Annotated in this window: 26 protein-coding genes and 1 riboswitch; of the genes, 14 read left to right on the plus strand and 12 right to left on the minus strand. The window is 33.6% G+C overall.

Going from position 1 to position 24,521, the window contains the following annotated elements; all coding sequences use genetic code 11:
- Positions 1-6 precede the first annotated feature (6 nt).
- The 10 genes from JOC70_RS06065 (at position 7) to JOC70_RS06110 (ending at position 9,857) form a co-directional block, all read left to right on the plus strand.
- Positions 7-741, plus strand: a complete 735-nt coding sequence (locus JOC70_RS06065) for an ABC transporter permease (RefSeq protein ID WP_204597993.1) — start codon at positions 7-9, stop codon at positions 739-741.
- An 80-nt stretch (positions 742-821) separates the two neighbouring features.
- Positions 822-1,553: a response regulator transcription factor gene (locus JOC70_RS06070; protein ID WP_341534870.1), complete on the plus strand. Its 732-nt coding sequence runs from the start codon at positions 822-824 to the stop codon at positions 1,551-1,553.
- A gap of 1 nt (position 1,554) precedes the next feature.
- Positions 1,555-2,952: a HAMP domain-containing sensor histidine kinase gene (locus JOC70_RS06075; RefSeq protein ID WP_204597994.1), complete on the plus strand. Its 1,398-nt coding sequence runs from the start codon at positions 1,555-1,557 to the stop codon at positions 2,950-2,952.
- A 265-nt stretch (positions 2,953-3,217) separates the two neighbouring features.
- Positions 3,218-3,895 (plus strand): ABC transporter ATP-binding protein, encoded by a 678-nt coding sequence (locus JOC70_RS06080; protein WP_204597995.1) that lies wholly within the window; start codon positions 3,218-3,220, stop codon positions 3,893-3,895.
- Positions 3,892-6,360 carry an ABC transporter permease gene (locus JOC70_RS06085; protein ID WP_204597996.1) on the plus strand — a complete coding sequence of 823 codons (2,469 nt, stop codon included), beginning with the start codon at positions 3,892-3,894 and terminating at the stop codon, positions 6,358-6,360. Before JOC70_RS06080 ends, JOC70_RS06085 begins: the two co-directional genes overlap by 4 nt.
- 78 nt (positions 6,361-6,438) lie before the next feature.
- Positions 6,439-7,119 (plus strand): response regulator transcription factor, encoded by a 681-nt coding sequence (locus JOC70_RS06090; RefSeq protein ID WP_204597997.1) that lies wholly within the window; start codon positions 6,439-6,441, stop codon positions 7,117-7,119.
- A complete protein-coding gene (locus JOC70_RS06095) occupies positions 7,116-8,132 on the plus strand; it encodes an ATP-binding protein (RefSeq protein WP_204597998.1) in 1,017 nt (338 codons plus the stop codon). Before JOC70_RS06090 ends, JOC70_RS06095 begins: the two co-directional genes overlap by 4 nt.
- Positions 8,133-8,199: 67 nt before the next feature.
- The gene (locus tag JOC70_RS06100; protein ID WP_341534871.1) at positions 8,200-8,436 is read left to right on the plus strand and encodes a WCX domain-containing protein; all 237 of its coding nucleotides are present in this window, start codon (positions 8,200-8,202) and stop codon (positions 8,434-8,436) included.
- 98 nt (positions 8,437-8,534) lie between these two features.
- Positions 8,535-9,101 (plus strand): TetR/AcrR family transcriptional regulator, encoded by a 567-nt coding sequence (locus JOC70_RS06105; protein WP_204597999.1) that lies wholly within the window; start codon positions 8,535-8,537, stop codon positions 9,099-9,101.
- A gap of 75 nt (positions 9,102-9,176) precedes the next feature.
- Positions 9,177-9,857: a hypothetical protein gene (locus JOC70_RS06110; RefSeq protein ID WP_204598000.1), complete on the plus strand. Its 681-nt coding sequence runs from the start codon at positions 9,177-9,179 to the stop codon at positions 9,855-9,857.
- Between the two features lie 78 nt (positions 9,858-9,935).
- Here the strand turns inward: JOC70_RS06110 and JOC70_RS06115 are convergent, their stop codons facing one another.
- Positions 9,936-10,793, minus strand: a complete 858-nt coding sequence (locus tag JOC70_RS06115; RefSeq protein ID WP_481128506.1) for a PLL family lectin — start codon at positions 10,791-10,793, stop codon at positions 9,936-9,938.
- Between the two features lie 725 nt (positions 10,794-11,518).
- Between JOC70_RS06115 and JOC70_RS06120 the strand changes: the two genes are divergently transcribed.
- Positions 11,519-12,244, plus strand: coding sequence for a VCBS repeat-containing protein (locus JOC70_RS06120; RefSeq protein WP_204598002.1), 726 nt, complete (start codon positions 11,519-11,521; stop codon positions 12,242-12,244).
- A gap of 87 nt (positions 12,245-12,331) precedes the next feature.
- Here the strand turns inward: JOC70_RS06120 and JOC70_RS06125 are convergent, their stop codons facing one another.
- From JOC70_RS06125 to JOC70_RS06175, 11 genes are all read right to left on the minus strand, one after another.
- Positions 12,332-12,916, minus strand: a complete 585-nt coding sequence (locus JOC70_RS06125) for a thiamine phosphate synthase (RefSeq protein ID WP_204598003.1) — start codon at positions 12,914-12,916, stop codon at positions 12,332-12,334.
- Between the two features lie 9 nt (positions 12,917-12,925).
- Entirely contained in the window at positions 12,926-14,080 is a 1,155-nt protein-coding gene (thiH, locus tag JOC70_RS06130) for a 2-iminoacetate synthase ThiH (RefSeq protein ID WP_204598006.1), read from the minus strand.
- Between the two features lie 2 nt (positions 14,081-14,082).
- A complete protein-coding gene (locus JOC70_RS06135) occupies positions 14,083-14,850 on the minus strand; it encodes a thiazole synthase (protein ID WP_204598007.1) in 768 nt (255 codons plus the stop codon).
- Positions 14,851-14,865: 15 nt separating this feature from the next.
- Positions 14,866-15,669, minus strand: coding sequence for a sulfur carrier protein ThiS adenylyltransferase ThiF (gene thiF, locus JOC70_RS06140; protein WP_204598009.1), 804 nt, complete (start codon positions 15,667-15,669; stop codon positions 14,866-14,868).
- Positions 15,670-15,672: 3 nt separating this feature from the next.
- Positions 15,673-15,867 (minus strand): sulfur carrier protein ThiS, encoded by a 195-nt coding sequence (thiS, locus tag JOC70_RS06145; protein WP_204598010.1) that lies wholly within the window; start codon positions 15,865-15,867, stop codon positions 15,673-15,675.
- Between the two features lie 212 nt (positions 15,868-16,079).
- Complete coding sequence (locus JOC70_RS06150; protein ID WP_204598011.1) at positions 16,080-16,967, minus strand: thiamine pyrophosphate-dependent enzyme; 888 nt, start codon at positions 16,965-16,967, stop codon at positions 16,080-16,082.
- Positions 16,957-18,168, minus strand: coding sequence for a pyruvate ferredoxin oxidoreductase (gene porA, locus JOC70_RS06155; RefSeq protein WP_204598012.1), 1,212 nt, complete (start codon positions 18,166-18,168; stop codon positions 16,957-16,959). The genes JOC70_RS06150 and porA overlap by 11 nt, the downstream gene beginning before the upstream one ends.
- 2 nt (positions 18,169-18,170) lie before the next feature.
- A complete protein-coding gene (locus JOC70_RS06160) occupies positions 18,171-18,467 on the minus strand; it encodes a 4Fe-4S binding protein (RefSeq protein WP_204598013.1) in 297 nt (98 codons plus the stop codon).
- Positions 18,460-18,999, minus strand: coding sequence for a 2-oxoacid:acceptor oxidoreductase family protein (locus tag JOC70_RS06165; protein WP_204598014.1), 540 nt, complete (start codon positions 18,997-18,999; stop codon positions 18,460-18,462). Before JOC70_RS06165 ends, JOC70_RS06160 begins: the two co-directional genes overlap by 8 nt.
- A 31-nt stretch (positions 19,000-19,030) precedes the next feature.
- Positions 19,031-20,188 (minus strand): pyridoxal phosphate-dependent aminotransferase, encoded by a 1,158-nt coding sequence (locus tag JOC70_RS06170; protein WP_204598015.1) that lies wholly within the window; start codon positions 20,186-20,188, stop codon positions 19,031-19,033.
- Positions 20,188-21,510, minus strand: coding sequence for a phenylacetate--CoA ligase family protein (locus JOC70_RS06175; protein WP_204598016.1), 1,323 nt, complete (start codon positions 21,508-21,510; stop codon positions 20,188-20,190). Before JOC70_RS06175 ends, JOC70_RS06170 begins: the two co-directional genes overlap by 1 nt.
- A 191-nt stretch (positions 21,511-21,701) precedes the next feature.
- Positions 21,702-21,820, minus strand: a riboswitch (SAM riboswitch).
- 270 nt (positions 21,821-22,090) lie between these two features.
- Here JOC70_RS06175 and JOC70_RS06180 point away from each other — a divergent pair.
- From JOC70_RS06180 to JOC70_RS06190, 3 genes are read left to right on the plus strand one after another with little or no spacing between them, the layout of a single operon-like run.
- Positions 22,091-22,684 (plus strand): TetR/AcrR family transcriptional regulator, encoded by a 594-nt coding sequence (locus JOC70_RS06180; protein ID WP_204598017.1) that lies wholly within the window; start codon positions 22,091-22,093, stop codon positions 22,682-22,684.
- 4 nt (positions 22,685-22,688) lie between these two features.
- On the plus strand, positions 22,689-23,633 hold the full coding sequence (locus JOC70_RS06185; RefSeq protein ID WP_204598018.1) for an ABC transporter ATP-binding protein: 945 nt from the start codon (positions 22,689-22,691) through the stop codon (positions 23,631-23,633).
- Positions 23,630-24,412 (plus strand): ABC transporter permease, encoded by a 783-nt coding sequence (locus JOC70_RS06190; RefSeq protein ID WP_204598019.1) that lies wholly within the window; start codon positions 23,630-23,632, stop codon positions 24,410-24,412. Before JOC70_RS06185 ends, JOC70_RS06190 begins: the two co-directional genes overlap by 4 nt.
- The last annotated feature ends 109 nt before the right edge of the window (positions 24,413-24,521 follow it).

A 24,521-nucleotide genomic window follows, 5' to 3' on the forward strand; every position in this document is an offset into this window, starting at 1 on the left:
AATCGTATGAAGGATATATTTGAGATAGAAATTTTAAAATTAAAGAATTCTAAAATACTTAGTATTGTTATTTTAGCACCTATATTTATGGTAGTTCAAGGAGCTCTAAATTTAATTAGATACTATAATTTGTTTACAGGAAAGGGGCAAGATGTTTGGAAGCAGCTCTATAGTCAAAGCATGATCTTTTATGTAGGAGTTCTTCTCCCAGTCTTAGTAAGTATAGTCATGACTTTAATGGCTAGAATAGAAAATGCTAATGGGAGTTGGAAACATTATTTAAGTTTACCAGTAAAAAAAGAAAAGATATATGGAATAAAGTTTATTATTGGCTGTGGACTTGTTTTTATAAACATAGCAGTGTTGATTGTAAGTATGATAATAGCAGGAAAAGTTATTGGAATCCAGGGACATATGCCCTATAATATGATTCTTATACAACCTATGGCTGTCTATGTATCATCTCTGCCTATTATGGCTATTCTTTATGTTTTAAGCATTAGGTTTTCACATATGGCTCTTCCCTTGGGAGTTGGCATCGGGTTAAGTATACCAGCTATGATAGTGGCTAACTCCAAGTTTTGGATGTTTTACCCTTGGACTTATCCTATTATGGCAGGTTTAGGAGGAGATATGGATACTTTTAGTAAGGGGAATATAGTATATAAGATTAGTTTTATATTTCTGATTATAGTATTTAGTTTTGGATATGTTAGGTTTAAAAAGAAAGATGTTGCTTAAATATGTAAATTCCTTAAAAACCATAACAAAGTTGCTCACAGTTATTGTATAATGGGCAGTAGTAGGAGGTGAGATCTTTGATGGATATGTACATGACAAGTATGGGTGATAAGAAAATACTATTAGTAGACGACGAAGTTGATATATTAAATTTATTAGAGACTGTTCTTTTAAAAGAAAGCTTCGAAAAAATTTATAAAGCTGTTTGTGGTCATGAAGCTATTGAAATATGCAGAGAAGTGAAACCTGATATTATAATTTTAGACATTATGATGCCAGATATTGATGGTTTTGAAGTATGTAGAAGATTAAGGCAAATTACCTTAGTGCCTATCATTTTTTTATCAGCTAGGACTGAGGATGTAGATAAGCTTTTAGGATTAGGAATTGGTGGGGATGATTACATTACTAAGCCTTTTAGTCCAAAAGAAGTAGCCTTTCGTGTTAAAGCTCATTTTAGAAGAAATGAGTACATGGCTATAGAGAATCAAATTAAGGGAAAAAGTATAATAAGTTTTGGGGATATTGAAATCCATGAAGAAAAGGGGGAAGTTAAAAAGTCAGGAATATCTGTAACTTTAACAGCTAAGGAGTATAGTCTTTTATTGTATTTAGCCAAAAATCCTAATCAAATTTTAAGCAAAAATAAAATATTTCAGCAAGTATGGGGAGACGATTTTCAAGGTTACGATAATACTTTAATGGTTCATATTAGACATCTTCGTCAAAAAATAGAGGATGATTCAGCTAACCCTAAGTATATTATTACGGTAAAAGGCTTAGGGTATAAGCTCATTATAGGGGATAAGTAAAATGAAACGAAAAATTTTACTGCGGTTTTTATTAATAATTGTATTGTCTGTAATTATTATTTTGAATATCAGCATGTTTGTGCAGTATAAATTTTTGGTTGAAAGTCAAAATGGTGATGAGAAATGGAGTTATGTAAAAAATTTTTCTTTGAATTTTCAGCAGTATATTGTGCAAAAGGATGGTAAGCCTATAGTAACTGAAGCTGGAATTAGGGAACTCCATATTCGAAGTGCTTGGATTCAGATTTTAGATGAGGAAGGATACGAAGTCTATAATTTGAGGAAACCCAAGGAAGCTTTAAGCCATTATGCTCCGAGCCAAATGGTCTATTACAATATTTATTCTGGAGCTATAAAAGATTATACAATTTATTCCGGAACAGCTAAAATAAATAATTATAGATGGAGCTATATTATAGGTTTTCCAATGAATAAAGTTGCTAAATATATTTTTGAATTTTCACCAGAAAAAATAAAAACTAATATATTTAAAGCATTGATTTGTCTGTTAATAGTTCCAATCATGGTATTTATAGTTACTGGGTATATTTTTGGCAGGAATATTGCTAATCCAATTATACATATCATTAAAGGTATAGGACAATTATCAAAGGGTGAATATGATAAAAAGTACGCTGAAAAAGGCTTATATAAAGAAGTTTATAGTAGTTTTAACAATTTATCCAGTATACTAAAAACTAATGAGGTTGAACGCGGCAACATAGAAAAAATGAGAGAAGAGTGGATTCAGAACTTGTCCCATGATCTAAAAACTCCTCTGGCTTCTATTAAGGGGTATGGAGAGCTGATAGCTGACGAAGAATATGCTTTAACAGCGGGGGAAATAAAAAAATATTCTCATATAATTCAAGAAAAAGCTCAATATATGGAGAAGTTACTGGAGGATCTAAAGCTAACTCAAGTTTTGAAAAGAGGATTGATACCAATAAATAGTAAAGATAAGGACCTTGTAGAATTGTTGAGGGATATTACTATTGATGTGTTAAATAACCCACAATATCAAAAAAGAGAAATACAGTTTAACTCAAACAAGGAACAGATTATTTTTTCTTTTGATAAATCTCTGCTGCAAAGGGCTTTTACAAACCTTATTTACAATGCTATAGTTCACAATGATGAAAATGCCAGGATTATTATTAATATAGATAAAAGAGACAAAATTTATGTTGAAATAGAGGATAATGGGAGGGGCATTTCAAAGGAAGATCTAGACAATCTCTTTGAAAGATATTATAGGGGAACAAGTACAGGGGAAAGCCATAAAGGTTCAGGACTTGGAATGAATATAGCTAAGCAAATAATTGAAGTTCATGGCGGAACAATAAATGTAGAAAGTACTTTAGCAGTTGGAACAAAGATTACTGTAGTATTGTCATGAGATTGTAAGAAGTGTAATTTATAATTTAGATTGTGGCATCAAGTGATTCTTAGACTCAGGTGGAGTTTGCTTATAAAGAATACTTATCTCCAGCTGAGTCTTAGAAGAACTTATCCAGGGGCGTATCAGCCGTTATGCACAGCATAAGAACTCTAACTGACTGAAGTCAAAGAGTTCTAATATCTCCCACCTAAGAAGATGGGAGTATTACGGATGGTTGCCATCGGATAAAGCTGCAATCTAATTTTTTTGGAGATGATTTATTATGAGTATATTAAAAACAGAACAATTAAAAAAATATTATGGAAAAGAGCCCAATATAGTTAAAGCACTTGATGATGTAAGTGTTGAAATAAATGAAGGAGAATTTATATCCGTTGTTGGAACATCTGGAAGCGGCAAAAGTACACTTTTGCACATGCTTGGTGGACTTGATAGAGCAACAAGTGGAAGTGTAGAGGTAAGTAGTAAAAATATATTTTCAATGAATGATGAACAGCTTACTGTATTTCGACGCAGAAATATTGGATTTGTGTTTCAAAACTATAATCTTGTGCCCATATTGAATGTATATGAAAATATTACTTTACCAATAGAACTCGATGGTGGGATGATTGATAGGGGTTTCCTGGAAGAGATTATAAATACTTTAGGGCTTGAGAGCAAGCTAAGGAACATGCCCAATAATCTTTCAGGAGGACAACAGCAGCGTGTAGCAATAGCAAGGGCATTAGCAACTAAGCCAGCAATCATACTTGCAGATGAACCTACAGGGAATCTTGACAGTAAAACAGGTATGGAAGTTATTGGACTTTTAAAAATGACAAGTAGGAAATTTAATCAAACCATAGTTATGATAACTCACAATGAAGAAATTGCTCAGTTAGCGGACAGGATAATTCGTATTGAAGATGGTAAGATAGTCGGAGGTACATGTATATGAAATTTGAGAATAATAATAAAGCTATAATAAATAAACTAACAAGAAAAAGCATAAAGGGAAATAAATTAAGGAATATTTTTGTAATTACTGCAATAGCGCTAACAACAATTTTATTTACAGCTTTATTTACCATAGGCATGGGTATGGCAAATTCAATGGAGCAGCAGTCCATGAGACAAGCAGGGGGGTATGCTCATGGAACATTTAAAGAGTTAACAAGAGAAGAATTTGACAATATAAAAGATAATTCACTTATAAAAGAATTAGGTTATTCAATTATGGTAAGTATGGGAGAAAATAAAGAATTTATAAAGCATCATACTGAAGTTAGATATGCTACTGATAACCAAGCGAAAATGTGGTTTTCTTATCCCACGAAAGGAAAAATGCCCCAAAGAGAAAACGAAGCAGCAACGAGTACAACTGTCTTAGATTTATTAGGGGTACCACATGAAATAGGAGAAAAGATTACAATCCAATATTACATTGGACAAGAGAAGATGTCTACAGAATTTGTTTTATCTGGATTTTGGCAAAGTGACAAGGCGTCTGGCGGGGATATGGTGTTTGTATCAAATGAGTTTATAGACAAAAAACTGAAAAATGTAGAGATTTCCAATGACAGTAAGACAGGGCTTATCTTTGCAGATGTGATGTTTAAGAATAGTTTTAATATAAAAGAAAACATGGAAACAGTGCTTAAAAGTAGTGGGTATAGTAGTGATCAAAATTCACCAAACTTTATAGCAACGGGAGTAAACTGGTCATATATGTCCACAAATTTTCAAATCGATATTCCAACTGTAACCGCAATTTTAGGTGCTACTCTTTTGATTGTTTTCACAGGATATTTAATTATTTACAATATATTTCAAATATCTGTAATAAGAGATGTACGTTTCTATGGCTTATTAAAAACCATTGGAATGACTCCAAAGCAAATTAAAAAGTTTATTAAAAAGCAGGCATTAATGTTATCTATTATAGGAATACCAATTGGACTTGGCGGTGGTTATGCAATTGGGAATATGCTCTTGATAACTATTATGAATACCTCCAACTTTAAAGAAAGCTATAAGTCATATAGTCCTCTTATTTTTATTGGTGCTGCCTTTTTTTCACTTATTACTGTATTTATTAGCTGCAGGAGGCCTGGTAAAATTGCATCAACGGTTTCTCCTGTGGAAGCCACAAAGTATATTGATGCTAATAATGAAGGTAAAACACATAAAAATTCCTTAAATGGTGGAAAAGTACACAGTATGGCTTTTTTTTATATCTTAAGAAATAAGGGAAAAACTGCTGTGGTAATCATTTCAATATCCCTAAGTTTAATTCTTCTCAATTCTACATTCACGCTTACTAATGGTTTTGATATGAATAAGTTTTTACAAAAGTTTGTAATAACCGATTTTATAGCAGGTAATGCAAACTACTTTAATGTAACTAAGACTTTTGAATCTGAGGATGATGTCATATCAGAGGAGATGATTAATAAAATCTCTAGGCTTCAAGGCATAGAAGCTAATGGAAGAATTTATTATAATTTAGGAAATACTAGAACAAGGATTGATGATAAAGAAGCAACGGTGCAACTATATGGATTAGATGACTTCCCAATATCACAGCTTAATATATTTGAAGGAAATTTTGATTTAGAAAAATTTAAAACAGGAAACTATATTATTGAGGGTGTAGGATCTGATGATAATGGTAAGATAAAATATGAAACAAGCAAATTTAATATAGGAGATAAGGTTACTATAACTCTTGATAATAATATTACAAAAGAATATGAGGTTATGGCAAAGGCAGAGAATAAATATACTATGTCTGTAAGATACTCTTTTATGGATAACAATTGCATAATGTATCTGCCATCGGATAAATTTATAAGTGAAATAAAGAATCCTTTAACAATGACCTATGTGTTTAACGTGAAAGATGAGTATATAGAACAGACAGAAGGTTTCTTACAAGATTATACAAGAAAAATTGAACCTCAAATGGATTATGAATCAAAGCAAAAGTTTGTAGATGAATTTAAGGACTTACAAAACATGTTTTTAATAGTAGGTGGTACACTTAGCTTTATTATTGGGATAATTGGGATACTTAACTTTATAAATGCCATGTTAACGAGTATTATCTCGAGACGAAGAGAATTTGCTATGCTGCAAAGTATAGGTATGACAAATAAACAACTTAACAAAATGCTAATATTGGAGGGGCTTTTTTATGCACTAGCCACAATAGTTGTTTCAGTAATTTTAGGCAGCTTAGTATCACTAAGTATTGTTCAGTCCATAGGAAGTAGTTTATGGTTTTATAACTACAAGTTTGTAATATTTCCTATTTTAATTACAGCACCAATTTTAATTTTTATATCAGTATTTGTGCCCTTTATTTCATATATAAGTGTAAATAAACAAAGCATTGTTGAAAGATTAAGAGAAGCAGAATAAGTTGCTAAATTAAGGATACATAGCATTTATGTATCCTCAATTAGTTGGTATAATATGTACATGATATGGGGTGATTTTTTGATTAATATATTAATAGTGGAGGACGATAAACTCTTAAATAAAGGTATTTCATATGCTTTAGGAAAGAGTACTTATAATGTTATAAGCACTTTCAATTATGATGAAGGTCTTATTGCTTTCTCAAATAACAGTATTGATCTGATACTGCTTGATATCAATTTGCCACATAAAAGTGGATTAAAACTTTGTGAGGAGATCCGGAAGAATTCTGAATCACCTATAATTTTTATAACAGCTAATGATACCGAACAAGATATTATTCATGGTTTCCAAACAGGATGTGATGATTATATCACAAAGCCATTTTCTATAGAAATTTTAAAACAGAGGATTATTGCTGTACTAAAAAGAAGCAGTATAAAAGAGAAGAACATATTTGTATATAAGAATATAACCATTGATTATGATATGATGATTTTAAAAAAACTAAAAGAAGTTATCAAATTAACTACAAAGGAATATAAGCTAGTAGAGCTGCTTGCCAAAAACAAAGGACAGGTTATATCAAAGCAGATTATATTGGGAAAATTATGGGACGATCATGGTAATTTTGTTGATGAAAACACATTAAGCGTAAATATTCGTAGACTAAGGCAAAAGATTGAGGATGATCCTAGAAATCCAAAGTATATAATTACGGTATTTGGAATTGGATATACATGGGGTGAGATGGAGTGAATATTAATTTTAAAATAGCTATGTACTTTACCGCAATTATAATCTGCTGTACTTCCTTTGGATATTATATATGGATTACCTATAATAATACTGCTTTGCTCATGGCAATTGTGATATTTTGCAGTATAATGGCAGCCCTATCTATAATATTAATATGCGCTGTAAGAAAGCATATCGAATATATATTAAGTAAACTTTCAAAACTTATTTATTCTATTATAGATATGAATGATCAGGAAGTATTTTCAGTTTTAAATGATGATATGCTAGGGAAGCTGCAATCACAGGTGATAAAGTTAACAAATATATTAAAGGCACAAAATTCAAGAATAAAAAAAGAACGGGATGAAATAAAGCTGCTTATTTCGGATATTTCTCATCAACTAAAAACTCCCTTGTCAAATTTAAAATTATACTATGAGCTTTTACAGGATAGTTCAATTTCAAAAGATGAATACACTGAATTTAGCAAAAACATGCAAAGTCAAATTGAAAAACTTAGCTTTTTAATGGAAAGTATGATTAAAATGTCCCGTCTTGAAGGTGGAGTAATCAAACTAACTCCAAGGCAAACCAGTTTAAATGATGTTTGTTTAACTGCAATCAAGCAAGCATACCAAAAATCTAAAGCAAAAAACATAGAAATTAAGTTTAATGCTGCACAAGATGTTGTTTTAAATATTGATAAAAATTGGACAGTGGAAGCAATTTTTAATATTATTGATAACGCTGTAAAATATACAAACTTTGGTAGGAGTATTATTATTGAAGTAATACAATATGATATGTTTGTAAGAATAGATATTATTGATAATGGAATAGGCATAAGTGAAAAAGAGATTAACAACATATTTAAGAGATTTTATAGGGGAGAGGGTAGTAAAGATGAGGAGGGAATAGGGCTAGGACTGTATCTTACAAGACAAATTGTCTCTAAGCAAAATGGCTATATTAAAGTAAAATCAAAAGTAGAGCAAGGTTCTACTTTTTCAGTATTTCTGTCTTTGAATTAGAAAAAGAATAATTATATAGAGGAGAGGTTACTATTCTATTCGAATCTTCAAGAAGAATATTATAATAATAAAACTACTAGTTGATGAGTCTCTCAGGGAGCAGATGTTAGAACGTTGTGGAAAAGAGAATATTGAGAACTATGGAGATAATAAATTAATTGTAAACTTTCCATTTATAGAAGATGAGTTTGGCTATAATATTTTGCTTGGTTTTGGGGATAAATGTGAATGCTTAGAGCCGGCGCATGTAAGGGAGGAAGTTATTCGCCGAATTAAAAATATGCTAAATGTTTATAGAAGCTGACCAAATCATTACATTAATTAAGTAAATGCATGGATTGACAAGTGCATATGCTTAGTATATAATCAAAATGAACAATGTTCAGGTGGTGATATGGGGGCATGAAGAATCATACTAGAAACAATAAGGATATTATTTTATCAGCAGCTAAGGATATTGCTGCAAGTCAAGGCATCACAAAGATGGATATACGATCAGTGGCAAAACAAAGTGGTATTGCGATAGGAACGGTGTATAATTATTTTCCTTCAAAGGGAGATTTACTGGTAGCTGTTATCGAGGATTTTTGGGAGGGAGCCTTTTCAAATGTTGATTGGGAAAGTCTTGCCTACAATGATTTTTATAATAACTTAGAAATAATATATGATTTATTATATGTTTATCTTCATAAGTTCAAGGAAAATTGGTTAGATCAGCTTTCACTTTTAAAAACACAAGAAAAATTACTTGGAAAGCAAAGGCAGAACGAATACTTTAAAAAAATATATTCAAGAATTATAATCTTAATGGATATGGATAATAGTTTAAGGGATTACCCTTGGAATGATATTGTTTCAAAGGAAAAAACAGCACAGTTTATATTTGAAAATATGCTTATGATGCTTAGAAAAGATGAAAAAGACATGAAGTTTTTAACTATGATTTTAAAAAGAATATTATGTAATTAAAGGTCATACTTATGTATGATTTTTAATATAAACAAAAATGAACAATGTTCATATTGCAAAATAAGGAGGATTAATATGCAAGCAATTATGGAAACTTTATTTGATGTAGTTTATTTACTTAGTGTTATTACACTAGGATTAAAAATGGCAAGAAACAGTGGTGACAATAAAGAGTATAAGCTTTTTGGCTGGATGGCGATTTTACTAGGAGCAGGGGATGCGTTTCATCTAGTACCTAGATCCTATGCGCTTTTAACAACTGGACTTGAGGCAAATGCTACTGCACTTGGATTTGGCAAATTAGTAACATCTATTACTATGACTATATTTTATGTGATTTTGTACCACATATGGAGACAGCGTTATAATATTGAAGGATATAAAAATCTTACACTTTCAATTTATGTGTTAGCCGTTGTTAGAATAGTATTATGTTTATTTCCTCAAAATGATTGGCTAAACTATTATGCTCCAGTTTCATGGGGAGTATATAGAAATATTCCATTTGCTATAATGGGAATTATCATAATATGTATTTTTTATTCTGAAGCTAAAAAGTACAATGATAACAATTTTAAATTTATGTGGCTTGCAATTGTACTATCCTTTGCATTTTATATCCCTGTTGTGATTTGGGCTACTGAAATCAGATGGATTGGAACATTGATGATACCAAAGACCCTGGCCTACGTTTGGATAGTAATTATGGGATATAAAAGTGCCACCCACATGGCAAGTGGCAAGTTTAATATTTAAATATGAAATTCAATAGAAATAAATATGCCGGATCAGGTGGTTAAATAGCACCTGATCCGGCTTTTTCTAATAAATTAATTAACTTCTCCAAATATGCCATAGAGCATTATTTGTACCTCTAGCAAATACGTCAGTTCTGTTTGGTCCCCAAGATACCGCAGCTGGATCAGAAGTTATTCTTCCTCCAAGGTTACTCCAATTGCTCCAGCGAGAGCCATTCCAAGACATTGTCATCAATTGATTGTTTTGTCCTCTAGCAAATACTTCAAGTCTATTAGCTGCTCTGGAGGATACTGCAGGAGCTGAGGTTAAGTTTCCACCAAGATCCTCCCAGTTACTCCAGCGGGAACCATCCCACCATTTATGATATAAGCGGTTACGTTCACCACGGGCAAATACATCAATTCTGTTATTTCCCCAGGAAACTGCAGCAGGTGCCGAGGTTAACGTTCCACCAAGGTTTTCCCAATCACTCCAGCGGGATCCATCCCACCATTTGTGATATAAAGCATTATCGGTACCTCTTACAAAGGTATCAAGTCTGTTAGCGGCCCAAGAAGAAACAGCAGGGGAAGATGTCAAAACTCCGCCAAGGTCTTCCCAATTACTCCAGCGGGATCCATCCCACCATATATGCCACATAGCATTATTTGTACCGCGAGCAAATACATCGATTCTATTATTTCCCCAGGAAACTGCAGCAGGGGCAGAGGTTAATGTTCCGCCAAGGCTTTCCCAATCGCTCCATCGGGAGCCATTCCACCATTTGTGATATAAAGCATTATCACTTCCGGCTACAAATACATCAAGTCTATTAGGTGCCCATGAGGAAACACCGGGACCGGAATTTAAAACACCACCAAGATCCTCCCATTGACTCCATCTATCACCGGGAGCAGGTCCAGGGCCAGGCCCAGGTGAAGGAGGTCTGCTAATATTTCTTAGAACAAATTGTATTATATCTCTAATGGTTGAATTTATTATATTGTTAGGGATACCGGCTGCACGAAGAGCGGAGAATATCCACTCATTATTTCTTCTGAAGTCATTAAATATGGCATTTGTTCTTGCATTTATGTTTCCACTATGCCTTCCTGCATTATCTATTGTATAGTTTATAACATTCCTAAAGTAATTATCGACTATAGGTTGAAAACTTCTGCCAAGTTGAGGCTGCTGAGTATTAAGTAATGATAGTATTCTGCTTACTTCCTGCTGAGGAGCTCTAAAGCCGTCGAATTCATATTCTTCATAAAAGGAGGGAACGGTTTCAAGTTCATCTTCTTCATAGAAGGGGTCAAAGTTTTCAAATTCATCAAATTCATCAAATTCTTCAAAGTCATCAAACACATCAAATTGTCTCATTTGGCTGCTTGAAAATGGACAAGTAGTTGGTTCTATGCAATAAGGACAATAAAAAAACTCATTATACATTGGAAACCTCCTTGGATTTTGCTAAGGGTTAAATCCTCATCAATTATATTGTATTCGGAAAGATGAAAAAGGTGCCACCCACATGGCAAGTGGCAAGTTTGTTTTGAAAAAAATGGGGGACAGGTAACAATGTTTGTACTAAAACAGCTCCCTATTTAATGAAATGTAACAAGGTTATTGGTTAGTACATAAGATATTATGAAAGTTTATAATATAAAGGAGCTGCCATGTATAATTGTTATTTTAGGTCTAATGCGATATATCCAAGAATTGTTGCTTATGCGAGAGGAGACGTAAATGGTGATAGGATACCTGATAATGTATATTTAACTGGCACAAAGACACCTGATAGTCCATTCATTCAAAATATCACTCTTATAATACAGGATGGAATGTCAGGCAGGGTTAAGGGAATACCCCTTAGTGAAAATGCAGGATATAATCCTACGCTATTTTTGGGAGACTTCACGGGAGATGGGGTAGAGGACATATTAGTCAGCATTAACTCAGGTGGAAGTGGAGGGATAATGTACCACTACATTTATTCTTTTGCTAACAATACAGCAAGATTACTATTCAATTTTAATGTGTATAATGAAGAGTACAACTATGATGTTACTTATAAAGACAATTATAAAGTGGAATTTATTAGCCAGAAAAATAATGAAAAATATATTATAGACATAACTTATAAGGGAGCAGATTATTTAAGCGAAATATATGATGATAACGGAAAACTAAAGCAGCCAATTAGCGGATTTGTAAATCCATTAAGCGGCTTATATCCTGTGGATTTTGACTCAAATGGAGTATATGAGTTACTAGCATATCAAAAAATAGCTGGCAGGTATAATGCAGATTCTTTAGGATATGTTTTAAATACATTGAAATATGAAAATAATAGGTTTGTTTTGAATAACCAAAATGTTGCTATCTTTGGATCACAAGCATAGGTATATTTATAATTTAATGAAAAAGACCGTCTACTAGAAAGGCGGTCTTTTCAAGTGAAGTTTAAAAGTCCTAATTTTAATTTCTACTTATATTGTAAAACTGTCACTGAGCTCAACTGGATTCGGACAAGTCATAGCCTCAGACATTATACACATTCCAGCTGCCCCTGCATTTATAACATCTTTTACTTTATCCTTTGTTATGCCGCCGATGGCAAATACCGGAATTGAGGTGCAATCACATACTTCCTTTAAGAATGAGAGGCCTCTCGGTGGAACTCCCTTTTTACAATCCGTAGAAAAGATATGTCCTGCGATTAAATAGGAAGCTCCTAAATCCTCTGCCTCCTTTGCTTCAAGCAGGGAATGAACAGAGGCGCCTATATTAGTAAATTGATGTAATTCATTTTTATGTGCTCTTAAATCTGGCATTGATAAATGGATATTAGGAAGCTTTAGTTTTGAAGCTACCTCAATATTTTTATTGATAATAAGCGGAACTTCATTTATATCACAGATTTCTTTTGCTTTTATAGCCAAGCATTTATATTCTTCTAGGCTTAAGTCCTTTTCCCTAAGCATTATTGCATGAGGCTTTCCTTTTGCTATTTCATTCATTCTATTAAAAAAGTCATCTGTGCAAAGTTTTCGATTGGTTAAACAAATTAGCATTTTGCCCTCCTAAACTCTAACATAATCCGTATAAACAGGCTGTAGTCCTCGGTTTAAAATAGCTTGATGAACTTCGTCTACATTTCTAGGATCGGAAATTTCAAATTGCTCATCACCTTTTTCATCCCCATTATGACCTCCAACACCAACCTTTACACCTGCTGATATTTTTGTAGCTACCATTCCGATAACATGGTCACGGAATCCTGCTCTTTCTCTTGTGGAAATTGTGATTCCCGCAAAAGGCATAAGTAATCGATAAGCAAGCATTACTTGTAAAAGCTGTTTTTCATGAACATCGTTAGGATTATTATCTGAATTATTGATGTAAGGTCTTAATCGTGGAGTGGAGAAGGAGATTTCTGCATGAGGATATTTTTGTTGTATAAAAAATGCATGTGCACCAGCTGCAAAAGCATCCTTTCGAAAATCATCTAGCCCAAGCAGTGCTCCAAAAGCAACCCCACGCATACCACCTAATAAAGCACGTTCTTGTGAATGGAAGCGGTAGGGGAAAATTCTCTTTGGACCGCTTAAGTGAACCTGTTCATACTTATATGGATTATAAGTCTCCTGATAAACAGAAACGAAGTCAGCACCACAATCATGTAAATAAGCATATTCATCTGAGTTTAATGGATATATTTCAATACCAACTGTAGAAAAATATTTTGCAGCTAATTTAACTGCTTCTCCAATATACTCTATTCCAGACATAGGACGAGATTCTCCTGTCAAAAGTAAGATCTCTTTCAAACCAGTGGAAGCAATTTCTTTTAATTCTTCTTCTATTTCATCTAAAGAAAGTTTGCCTCTGTGAATTTTGTTTTTACAATTAAAGCCGCAGTAAACACAATGGTTTTCACAATAGTTGGAAATATATAATGGCGTAAACATACAAACAGAATTACCAAAATGTTTTCTGGTCTTTGACATTGCCCTCCTTGCCATATCTTCTAAATAGGGCATAGCGGCAGGGGAAAGTATGGCTGCATAATCATCCAATGAAAGGTTATCTTTCATTAGGGCATTTTTTACATCACTATCGGTATATTGATGATAATCATACTTATGAACTAAATTTAATACCTTGTCCATGATATCGGAACTTACAGCTTCCATTTCATCTAAATATTCCATATGATTTATTTTATTTGATTCCATAATTAATCCTCCAAAAACCCAGTTAATGGACTAGATGCTTCAGCCTTTAAATCCAATACTCTACCAAGGCCTGCAAGATAGGCGCTGCGTCCTGATTCAATAGCTTGTTTAAATGCTTTTGACATTACTGCAACATCCTTTGCTGTTGCAATTGCAGTATTACACATAACAGCATCTACGCCCATTTCCATTACTTCACAGGCTTGAGATGGACGTCCAATACCAGCATCTACAATAATAGGTAAGTTTATTTCATCTACTAAGATTTGTATAAAATCCTTTGTGCAAAGGCCTTTATTGCTTCCAATAGGTGCAGCTAATGGCATTACTGCTGAGGCACCAGCATTTACAAGTGATCTTGCCACATTCAAATCTGGATACATATATGGCATAACAATGAACCCTTCCTTAGCTAGCATTTCTGTAGCCTTAATTGTTTCATAGTTGTCCGGCATCAAATATTTAGAATCATGAATAACTTCTACTTTTACAAAATTGCCGCATCCAATTTCTCTTGAAAGGCGTGCAATTCTCACTGCTTCCTCTGCAGTTCTTGCTCCAGAAGTGTTTGGAAGTAATGTAATTTCCTTTGGTATGTAATCTAATATATTTTCTTCTCCACCTACATTTGCGCGGCGCAGTGCAAGGGTTACCATTTCTACTTCACCATGTTCGATAACTGCTTTTGTTAGATCCAATGAAAATTTACCCGAACCTAATATAAATCTTGATTTAAATTCATGACCACCAATTATTAATTTATCACTCATCTTTAACATCCTTTCTTATACATCTTCTATTCCAAGTAATAACCTTAAAATCATATTTGCTTGATGACCAGCGCATATCTGTACTCTTGGTGCCATCAATCCTTGTCCGATTTTTGCTCCGTTTTCTAAATCTCCACATAGATATAAGCGATTCATAGGTTTTACTGTTTTAATCAAATTTGAACTATCATAACCAGCCATACCAGAAGCTGCTACTATTTTAATATCAGTAAGTTCTTCTAATGCTGTATTTACAAGCATAGATTTTGCCTCCGGTTTATCAAAAGCTTCGCAAACAATATCATAGCCACTAAAAAGCTTACTAACATTGTTTTCAGTTACTCTTGTGTTTTGAGTTTCCACCTTGATAAATGGGTTAATTTCTTCTATCTGTTTTTTTAGAGCTAATGTCTTTGGCATCCCTAGATGACCAATATTATAGCTTTGTCTATTTAAGTTGCTTGGCTCAACAATATCAAAATCCACTAGAAGTAACTGGCCAACACCTATTCTTGCAAGCATAACTGCAATGTTAGATCCAAGACCTCCAAGACCCGCCACGGCAACTTTACCTTTTTTAATCTTTTTATGTACATTTGGAGTGTGTCTTGCCATCATCATGCTTTCAAGTTCGTCTTCCTTAGGCATAGTGCCTTTGCGTATTATATTTAATACATCATTTTCTGATATTTTGCAGTCAGCATCTATTTGAAAGCCATTTAAAATTACAATGTCAGTTTCATTTCCAATTTGATTTCTCAGCTGAAATGCTGTGCTGCAAGTTAGCTCCAGTTCTTTGCCGTTTACTGTTACTTTCATTTATTAGCCTCCTCCTACAAATCTAACAACCTCTAAAGTATCTTCATCATCAAGCATAACGATTTTATATGCTGATTTCGGAACAATTTCACCATTACGCTCTACTGCAATTTTAGTAATATCGTAATTTTGTTCTTCTAAGAAATCAAATAAACTTTGAGCTTCATTTAAGGAAATATCGGTTCCATTTACTCTCATATTTTCACTTCCTTTCCAAAATACCCGCAAAAAAAGCACAAAATGGCCTTACACCCTTTCGGTGGTGTACCCCATTTTGTGCTTATTATTCACGAACAATATTATATTGGTGATATTATATCATAGTGCCACCCACGTGGCAAGTGGCAAGTAATATATATTTTATAAATTGACTCTTGTTATCATGTTTGACTGCTTTGATTTAGGTAGTATCACTTTAAATTTGTTTTATTTTTTAAATCCTGCCACTTTTTATCCCTTTGTTCTTCTATAAGTTTTATATCTTCATTGGTTAAGTGTTTAAATCTACTTTGCTTTTTAAGATAATCTTTTACGCTGCTAAATTCTTTAACTTGTTTATTTATTTTATACTCATTATTTTCATATTCTGCTAGATACCAAAGCCCACAATCTAAAGCATCTTTAGCTATTTCAATAGTGCCTGAACTGTCTACTCCCCAACCAGTAGGGCAGGGTGCCGCAACATGTATGTAGGACGTTCCCTCAACCTTGCTTGCTTTTTCTACTTTTTTAATGTAGTCAGGTATATTTCCAACGCTTGCTGTTGCAGCGTATTGTATTTTATGTGCAGCAACTATATCGAACATATCCTTTTTAACGTTAGTACTACCATGAATCCTATCACCTGCAGGGGTTGTTGTTGTTCTTGCCCCATATGGAGTTAGTGAACTTTGTTGTACTCCAGTATTCATATAAGCTTCATTGTCATAACAGATGTAAATTATTTTATCACCTCTATCTATTGCACCAGACAATGCTTGTAACCCTATGTCTGCCGTTCCACCGTCACCAGCAAAGCCTACTACATGTACATCTTTTAAGCCTAGAGATTTTGCTCCAACATAAACTCCAGATAATACTGCTCCTGTGCTAGCAAAAGGGGAGATAAGAGCATTAACTCCAAAAGCTAATTGTGGATAAACAAATCCAACTGCAGACATACACCCAGCTGGGAGAACTGCTATACTATTTTTGCCTAAGACCTTAAGAGCTAGCCTTACAGCAAGACTTCCTCCACATCCAGCGCAGGCCTTATGACCATAAAAGTATTCGTTTTTATCTAAAAGATTATTCTTCATTTCCTGCCACCTCTATTCCTACAAATCTCAAATCACCATCTTTAAGGGTAGAGGTTCCTTGTGATTTATTATTTTCATTTATTTCTTTTAAATCTGTGAAAATATCGATTATTTCTTCCTTCTTTATATTTCTACCGCCAAGTCCTGCTATATAGTTAACAATTTTAGCATTACTACCTCTAAGAGAAGCGGAAACATTAGTAAATACGGTTCCGCGATATCCAAATGATATATCCTTTTCCAAAACTGCTAGTGCCTTAGCATCTTGAGTATATTTTCTAATCTCATCTTCTGGAAATGGTCTCATATATCTTATTTTTAGGAGGCCTACCTTTCGACCATTTTTTCTAAGTTCATCAACCACATCTCGTACAAGTCCACATACGCTTCCAAGGGTTACGATAATTTCATCAGCATCTTCGCATTTATAGGCTTCTACTAAACCATCATATCCTCTCCCTGTAATGTTCTTATATCTCAAATCTATTTCTTCAATTATTTTCTTGGATTTTTCCATAGCCATATTTTGCTGATACTTAAATTCTAAATTATTACTTGGAGAAGATGAAAAGAACAAATTTTTGGGATTATCTAAATCCATTTTGTGTTCCAATTCAAACTTTGGCAAAAACTCTGTCACTTGATCTTCAGTAGGGACATCAACAGATTCATAAGTATGAGTTAATATAAATCCATCTAAGTTCACCATTACTGGAGTTAAAACGTCTTTATGTTCAGCTAAGGCATAAGCTTGAAGAATCATGTCTAAACTTTCTTGAGCATCTTCTACGTAAACCTGTATCCAACCACTATCTAGTAAAGATAGGGAATCACTTTGATCTCCAAATATACTCCAAGGAAGTGCTACTGATCTATTAGCATTCATCATAACTAGAGGGACTCTTCCACCACTTGCATAATGCATTACCTCTGCCATATATAAAAGTCCTTGTGAAGAGGTAGCAGTAAAGGTTCTTGCACCTAAAACACTAGCACCCATAACTGATGCAAGAGCAGAATGCTCTGATTCTACATACATATATTCTGCATCAATTTCGCCGCTTTCTACCATCTCAGAAAGTCTCTCTACAACTATTGTCTGAGGGGTTATAGGGTATGCTGATATTACATTTGGCTTAGCAAGTTTTACACCTATGGCAACCGCTTCATCTCCAGATACGAATTGTTTGTTTGAGTTCATCTTTATACCTCCTCCTTCATAGATATGCATCCTTTTTTACATTCTTTAGCACATATACCGCAGCCTTTGCAAAATCTATAATCTATATTCATTTTATTATCGTCTTCATATATAACACCTTCGGGACATACAAGGTAACACCAATTGCATAAATTGCATGCTTTTGTATCTATTATTGGGGCTGCGCTTCTCCATCCTTCAAAGGTTTCGCTAAGCTGCATTGCCTTACCATAGGTTCCTAAAGGTAAATCATTAACAGAGCTTGTTTTGAAATTTTCGTTTAGTTTAGGTCTAGACATGTTCTTTTCCTCCTATCTCATGAGAGATATGCTCTACTAATTTTTGATTTTTTTCAGCGAGTTTTGAGGGCATATCATATTTAATAGCTTTTACAATACTTTCTATAGTTACAATTCCAGTATTCATAGCAAGAACTGCTAACATAGCAGTATTGGTAATAGGATGACCCAAGTATTCTTTGCACACACTAGAAGCATTAAAAGTTACAATTCTTTCATCTGTATATTTATCTTTACTAGTATCATTTATTATTAGCTTTCCATTTTCTTTAAGTTTTTGGAGCAGCCCATCGTTATATAAGCTGCTGTCCAAAAGTACAAAGTAATCACTTTTTTCACTTTGGCTTCTGTCTCTGATTACTTTGCCATCAATTTTTGTATATGCAAATACTGGTGCGCCTCTTCTTTCTGGTCCAAAGCTAGGAAAGCTGAGACTATACATACTACCATATAGATTTGCAGCTATTCCAAGTATTCTTGAAGAAGTAAAAGCTCCTTGGCCTCCTCTTCCTAAAAAGGTAATCTCTATCATCCTTTATTCCTCCTAAGTCAAATATATTTTATTAAAAGAACTTTCGAATATTTTGAAGTCTATTAAGTGCGGCTTCCAATGTGCTTTCTTTTTTAGCAAAGTGGAATCTTATATATGTGTTTACATCTTCTTTGAAAAATGAAGACCCTGGAACTCCAGCTACACCTACAGTTTTTATAAGCTTTTCTGCAAATTCTACATCTGATGCCATGCCAAATTCCTCTATATCAACCATTACATAATAGGCGCCTTCAGGTTTGAAGTATTTTAGCCCTATACTGTCTAATCCATTTAAGAAGAAATCTCTTTTTTTGGTATATGCTTTTGTCAGCTCTTCATAGTATTCTTTACCGAATTTAAGGCCCACTGTTGCTGCTCTTTGGAGTGGGGCAGCAGCACCTACGGTAAGAAAATCATGAACTTTTTTGCAATTATCTAATACTTCCTTAGGTGCAATAACATAACCAAGTCTCCAGCCAGTAATGGAATAAGTTTTAGAAAGAGAACCACAAGAAATAGTTCTTTCAAGCATTCCAGGTAGTGTCGCAAAATATATGTGCTTATGAGGTTCATATACTATGTGCTCATAAACGTCATCAGTTATAACAAAGGCATCATACTTTTCTACAAGAGCTGCAATATCTAAAAGTTCCTCTTTTGTAAACACTTTACCTACAGGATTAGATGGATTACATAATACAAGAGCTTTTGCACCTTGTATAAATGCATCTTCTAATGCCTTTATATCAAAATTAAAATTTGGTGGATTTAGAGGAATGTAAATAGGATCAGCACCACAAAGTATCGTATCAGCACCATAGTTTTCATAAAATGGAGAGAAGATAGCTACCTTATCGCCAATTTCACATACGGACATCATTGCAGTCATCATTGCTTCTGTACCACCGCAAGTTATAACTATATTTTCTTCTGGATTTATCTTTAGACCAGTAAATTTTTCTTGTTTTTCTGCTAAGGCTTCTCTAAAGTCCTTTGCGCCCCAGGTAATTGAATACTGATGGGGACCCTCATAAGCTGCTCGTGCAAGTTCGTCCAAAATTTCCTTTGGGGGATCAAAATCAGGGAAGCCCTGAGCAAGGTTAATTGCATTATATTTATTTGAAATACGAGTCATTTTTCTTATTACTGATTCCTCAAAACCATCTAATCTAGTGCTAAGTTTAGCCATTAGTTTATACCTTCCTTTCTAAGATCTACTATTCTTTTTGCTTTATGAGTTGCTCTTGGAAGTTCACCATCTTTTAGTACAATAACTTCCTTTGGCTTTACTCCAAGTCTGCTTTTAATATCATGCTCAACTACTTTTTTAAGCTCATCTACTGATAAATTTGCTGTTTCTTCTCTTTCAACTTCTAAATTAAACTTTGTGATATGTTTATCTGTGATAAGGCTTATTCTATATTCTCCTGTTATTCCTTCAATTTCTCTTATTACATGTTCTACATCACTTGGAAAAATATTTACTCCCCCTGAAATAAACATGTCATCAGTTCTTCCTACAACTTTTATACGTTTGTGGGTTCTTCCACACTGACATTTTTCAGATGTACAAGTAACAATATCTCCTGTTGTAAATCTAATCATAGGTCTAGCTTCTTTTCTAAGAGTTGTGAGAATAAGCTCTCCACGTTCTCCTTCAGCTACAGGAAGTCCAGTTTCTGGATCAATAACTTCTACAATCATATGATCCTCTGCAATATGTATCCCATCGTTGAATTCACAAGCTGCACCACATGCCCCAAAGATGTCAGATATACCGTAAAAATCATATAATTTAGCATCCCATAGTTCTTCTATAGCTTCTCTAGTGGATGTTATAGAACCACCTGGTTCACCTGCAACAATAATAGTTTTTATACTTAAGTCTTTAGCTGGATCTATGCCTTGTTTTTTAGCAGTTTCTCCTAGGTACCAAGCATAAGAAGGAGTTGTCCATATTACTGTTGGCTGATACTGTTTTAAAAGAAATATTAACCTATCGGATGGAATTGTACCCGCCCATATGCAAAGTGCTCCCAGGTTTTGCGCACCAATAACATCAGGCCCGCCTACAAATAGTGTAAAATTGAGAGCATGTATGTATCGATCATTTGGTCTCATTCCAGCCTGCCAGAAGAGTCTGCTTTCTACATCTTGAAATTCATCAAAATCCCTTTTGCTAAATGGACTAGCTGTAGGAGCTCCAGTTGATCCGCTGGATGAGGATATGAAGACTACCTGGTCTTCATCTACTACTGTTAAATCTCCTAAAATAGGTTTTACATCTTGTCTTGCTCTTACAATCTTTTTAGTTAGAACTGGAAGTTTTCTGATATCTTCTAAAGATTGAATATCTTTAGGATGAACGCCAGCTTTATCAAAGCTTTCTCTATAATAAGGCGATTTTTCGTAAGCTAAAGTAATCTGCTCTTTCAATTTACCTAATTGATAGATTTCTAGTTCCTCCCTTGGCATAGTTTCGACTTCTGCATTCCAAAATTCTTTGTTCATAATAATGTTGCCCCCTAATACTTTAATTTTTTGTATAAAAAAACTTCCCATGAATAAATTCACAAGAAGCGTTTTTTTAAACTATAGCACAGAAAACATACTTATTTACTAAGATATTGTTTTCAAAAATAGTAATAAAAAAACTGCTTTCTTCAACTAAGAAAGCAGTTTGATATAACTATCTTATTGCTTTCTCATCTTTCAAACTTTACAGTTTGTAGGAATTAGCACCTTGAGTAAAATGTTGTTATCATTTTATTCAGGTTGCTGGGCATCATAGGGCCTGTCCCTCTGCCTCTCTTGATAAGAAAAGTCTTATTTAATTTTCTGTTATTAGAATTATTTTCATTTTTATGACTAAGTTTTTTTAAGTATAATTTGTTTTATATTCGTTGTCAATAGTTTTTTTTAGTAGTAGCGGCATCCACGTGCCAAGTTTTAGGTTATATATTAATATTAAGACCACCTTGGGGCATTGGCACAGTAATATTATTAGCTCATAACTTTATTGACAGAAAAGGTTATTTATGATACTGTGTGACTATAAGTACTAAAATGGTCATACAGTATGGAGGTAACTATGGCAACTGCATTTAGTGAAAGTGAAAAAGAGTTAATAAGAATAAAATTAAATAGTGCGGCACAAGAGTGCCTTGGTAAATTTGGGGTAAAAAAAACAACTGTTGATCAGTTAGCTCAGATGGCAGGCATATCAAAAGGAGCTTTTTATATTTTTTATCCATCAAAGGAAAGTTTATTTTTTAAAGTATTTGAAGAATATCAAAACTCCATTATTGATGAAATGTTCAATGAACTTAATGAATTAGAAAGTGTAGGTTCAGAGGAGCTTTCTGACTTGATCTATGAAATTTATAAAAAAGTAAGGCATTCTTTTATTATGAATATAATTGAAAATCAAGAACTTGAATATCTTATGAGAAAAATACCCGAGAAAGATATACTTGATCATCATTCATTTGATGATATATTTATAAAAAAGCTATTACTGCATTTAAAAGTAAAAAAAGATGTTGAAATTGGTACTGTATCAGCTTCTCTAAGAGCAATATTTATGACTATGCTCCATGTGAAAGAAATTGGGGAAAAGGATTTTGACAACGCTTTAAAATTATTAATAAGTGGTCTCCTACAGCAGTTAATAGAGGAGGATTGAATCTATGAATGAAATTATAAATACTACTCAGCTAACAAAGATTTATGGTAAAACACTTGCTGTAAACAATGTCAACTTGTCTATTAAAAGCGGAGAAATATTTGGCTTTCTGGGACTAAACGGTGCAGGAAAAACTACTACGATACGTATGTTACTTGGAATGATAGCTCCAACATCAGGGCAGTGCTATCTACAGGGTAAAAAGGTAAGTGCCGGAGATACAAGTATATGGAATAACGTAGGATATATCGTTGAAACACCATACTCATATCCAGAACTCACAGTAAAGGAAAATCTAGATATAATTCGAAAGCTGCGAGGCATTAGAGGAATAAATTGTGTTGATTGGATTATGAATAAACTAAATTTAAGTATATACTCTGATAAAAAAGCTAAACATCTTTCTTTAGGAAATGCACAGCGCCTTGGGATAGCAAAGGCGATTATTCATAGACCTAAAATACTAATATTAGATGAGCCAACTAACGGGTTAGATCCAGCAGGAATTGTTGAAATTCGTGATTTGCTACAGGATTTGGCGAAAAATTTTGGTGTAACAATATTGATATCAAGTCACAAGCTAGATGAAATTTCAAGGCTTGCTACCAATATAGGAATAATAAATAATGGAGAATTAATTAAAGAGATAGATGGAGCAGAGCTTAAAAATCAGGTAAAGAAAACATTATTTTTAGATGGAAAAGATAGATCTAGTATGGCATCAGTTTTATGTAAAGCTGGGTATAAGGTGCATATGGCAGATGAATATCAAGGAAAAGATATATGTGCATTAGAGATTCAGGATGAAGATGCCATAAATCATTCTGACAAGATTGCAACGCTGCTTGTAGGTGCTGGATGCCCACCAACATTGTTAAAGGTACAAAGTGAGGATTTAGAAGAATATTTTTTAAGAACTATTAAAGAAGCTGGAGGAGATTTAAGGTGAATAAAATATTGATTACAGTCTCTGTAGAAATTAAAAAGTTTTTTTGTTCTAAAGTACCTCTAATAACAATGTTTGCTGCGCTGATTATACCATTTATAGGAGGCTTATTCATGTTTATTTTAAAAGAACCTGATTTGGCCCAGAAGATGGGAGTGATTTCTGCGAAAGCTCAGATTGCAGGAACTGCTGATTGGGATTCTTATATTAGTCTTCTTACACAAGCAATATCTATAGGGGGGTTGATGATATTTGGGTTTGTGACAAGCTGGGTTTTTGGAAGAGAATATTCGGATAGAACAATAAAGGACTTACTTGCGCTGCCAATTTCACGAAATATTATTGTATTTTCTAAATTTATAGTAGTAATTTTATGGTGTTTACTACTTTCCATACTTGTATTTGCTTTGGGTTTAATTGTAGGTCAAGTTGTAGATATACCTGGATGGTCACTTGAATTTATAATTCAAGGTCTTAAAGTTTTCTTTACTTGTTCTTTGCTTACAATAATGCTTTCTACACCAGTAGCTCTTTTTGCATGCATTGGACGAGGATATTTATCTCCTCTTGGGTTTGTAGTGTTTTCTCTTGTACTGGCACAAATAGTAGCTGCAACAGGATATGGGCAGTTTTTTCCATGGTCCATCCCTGCTCTAGCAAGTGGAGCTGCTGGAAAGGAGAGCGCAGCACTTGAAAATATCAGTATTATTATCGTACTTCTAACTAGCATGATTGGCTTTATTGGGACTACCTTTTGGTGGAGATATGTTGATCAAAATTGATGATGCGTTTAAATTTAAGATTTTCTTAAGAGGTTTTTAATCTAATTTTAAATTATATACTTCATAATCAGTATGTACAAATAGATAACTAGGAGGATGAATACTGTTT

This window comes from Clostridium pascui (assembly GCF_016908015.1).
GTDB lineage: Bacteria > Bacillota > Clostridia > Clostridiales > Clostridiaceae > Clostridium_AK > Clostridium_AK pascui.

Bases quoted from the DNA above. Each gene is read 5' to 3' on its own strand.
- JOC70_RS06065 (WP_204597993.1), top strand. From the start codon at position 7: ATGAAGGATATATTTGAGATAGAAATTTTAAAATTAAAGAATTCTAAA.
- JOC70_RS06070 (WP_341534870.1), top strand. From the start codon at position 822: ATGGATATGTACATGACAAGTATGGGTGATAAGAAAATACTATTAGTA.
- JOC70_RS06075 (WP_204597994.1), top strand. From the start codon at position 1,555: ATGAAACGAAAAATTTTACTGCGGTTTTTATTAATAATTGTATTGTCT.
- JOC70_RS06080 (WP_204597995.1), top strand. From the start codon at position 3,218: ATGAGTATATTAAAAACAGAACAATTAAAAAAATATTATGGAAAAGAG.
- JOC70_RS06085 (WP_204597996.1), top strand. From the start codon at position 3,892: ATGAAATTTGAGAATAATAATAAAGCTATAATAAATAAACTAACAAGA.
- JOC70_RS06105 (WP_204597999.1), top strand. From the start codon at position 8,535: ATGAAGAATCATACTAGAAACAATAAGGATATTATTTTATCAGCAGCT.
- JOC70_RS06110 (WP_204598000.1), top strand. From the start codon at position 9,177: ATGCAAGCAATTATGGAAACTTTATTTGATGTAGTTTATTTACTTAGT.
- JOC70_RS06120 (WP_204598002.1), top strand. From the start codon at position 11,519: ATGTATAATTGTTATTTTAGGTCTAATGCGATATATCCAAGAATTGTT.
- JOC70_RS06125 (WP_204598003.1), bottom strand. From the start codon at position 12,916: ATGCTAATTTGTTTAACCAATCGAAAACTTTGCACAGATGACTTTTTT.
- thiH (WP_204598006.1), bottom strand. From the start codon at position 14,080: ATGGAATCAAATAAAATAAATCATATGGAATATTTAGATGAAATGGAA.
- JOC70_RS06135 (WP_204598007.1), bottom strand. From the start codon at position 14,850: ATGAGTGATAAATTAATAATTGGTGGTCATGAATTTAAATCAAGATTT.
- thiF (WP_204598009.1), bottom strand. From the start codon at position 15,669: ATGAAAGTAACAGTAAACGGCAAAGAACTGGAGCTAACTTGCAGCACA.
- thiS (WP_204598010.1), bottom strand. From the start codon at position 15,867: ATGAGAGTAAATGGAACCGATATTTCCTTAAATGAAGCTCAAAGTTTA.
- JOC70_RS06150 (WP_204598011.1), bottom strand. From the start codon at position 16,967: ATGAAGAATAATCTTTTAGATAAAAACGAATACTTTTATGGTCATAAG.
- porA (WP_204598012.1), bottom strand. From the start codon at position 18,168: ATGAACTCAAACAAACAATTCGTATCTGGAGATGAAGCGGTTGCCATA.
- JOC70_RS06160 (WP_204598013.1), bottom strand. From the start codon at position 18,467: ATGTCTAGACCTAAACTAAACGAAAATTTCAAAACAAGCTCTGTTAAT.
- JOC70_RS06165 (WP_204598014.1), bottom strand. From the start codon at position 18,999: ATGATAGAGATTACCTTTTTAGGAAGAGGAGGCCAAGGAGCTTTTACT.
- JOC70_RS06170 (WP_204598015.1), bottom strand. From the start codon at position 20,188: ATGGCTAAACTTAGCACTAGATTAGATGGTTTTGAGGAATCAGTAATA.
- JOC70_RS06175 (WP_204598016.1), bottom strand. From the start codon at position 21,510: ATGAACAAAGAATTTTGGAATGCAGAAGTCGAAACTATGCCAAGGGAG.
- JOC70_RS06180 (WP_204598017.1), top strand. From the start codon at position 22,091: ATGGCAACTGCATTTAGTGAAAGTGAAAAAGAGTTAATAAGAATAAAA.
- JOC70_RS06185 (WP_204598018.1), top strand. From the start codon at position 22,689: ATGAATGAAATTATAAATACTACTCAGCTAACAAAGATTTATGGTAAA.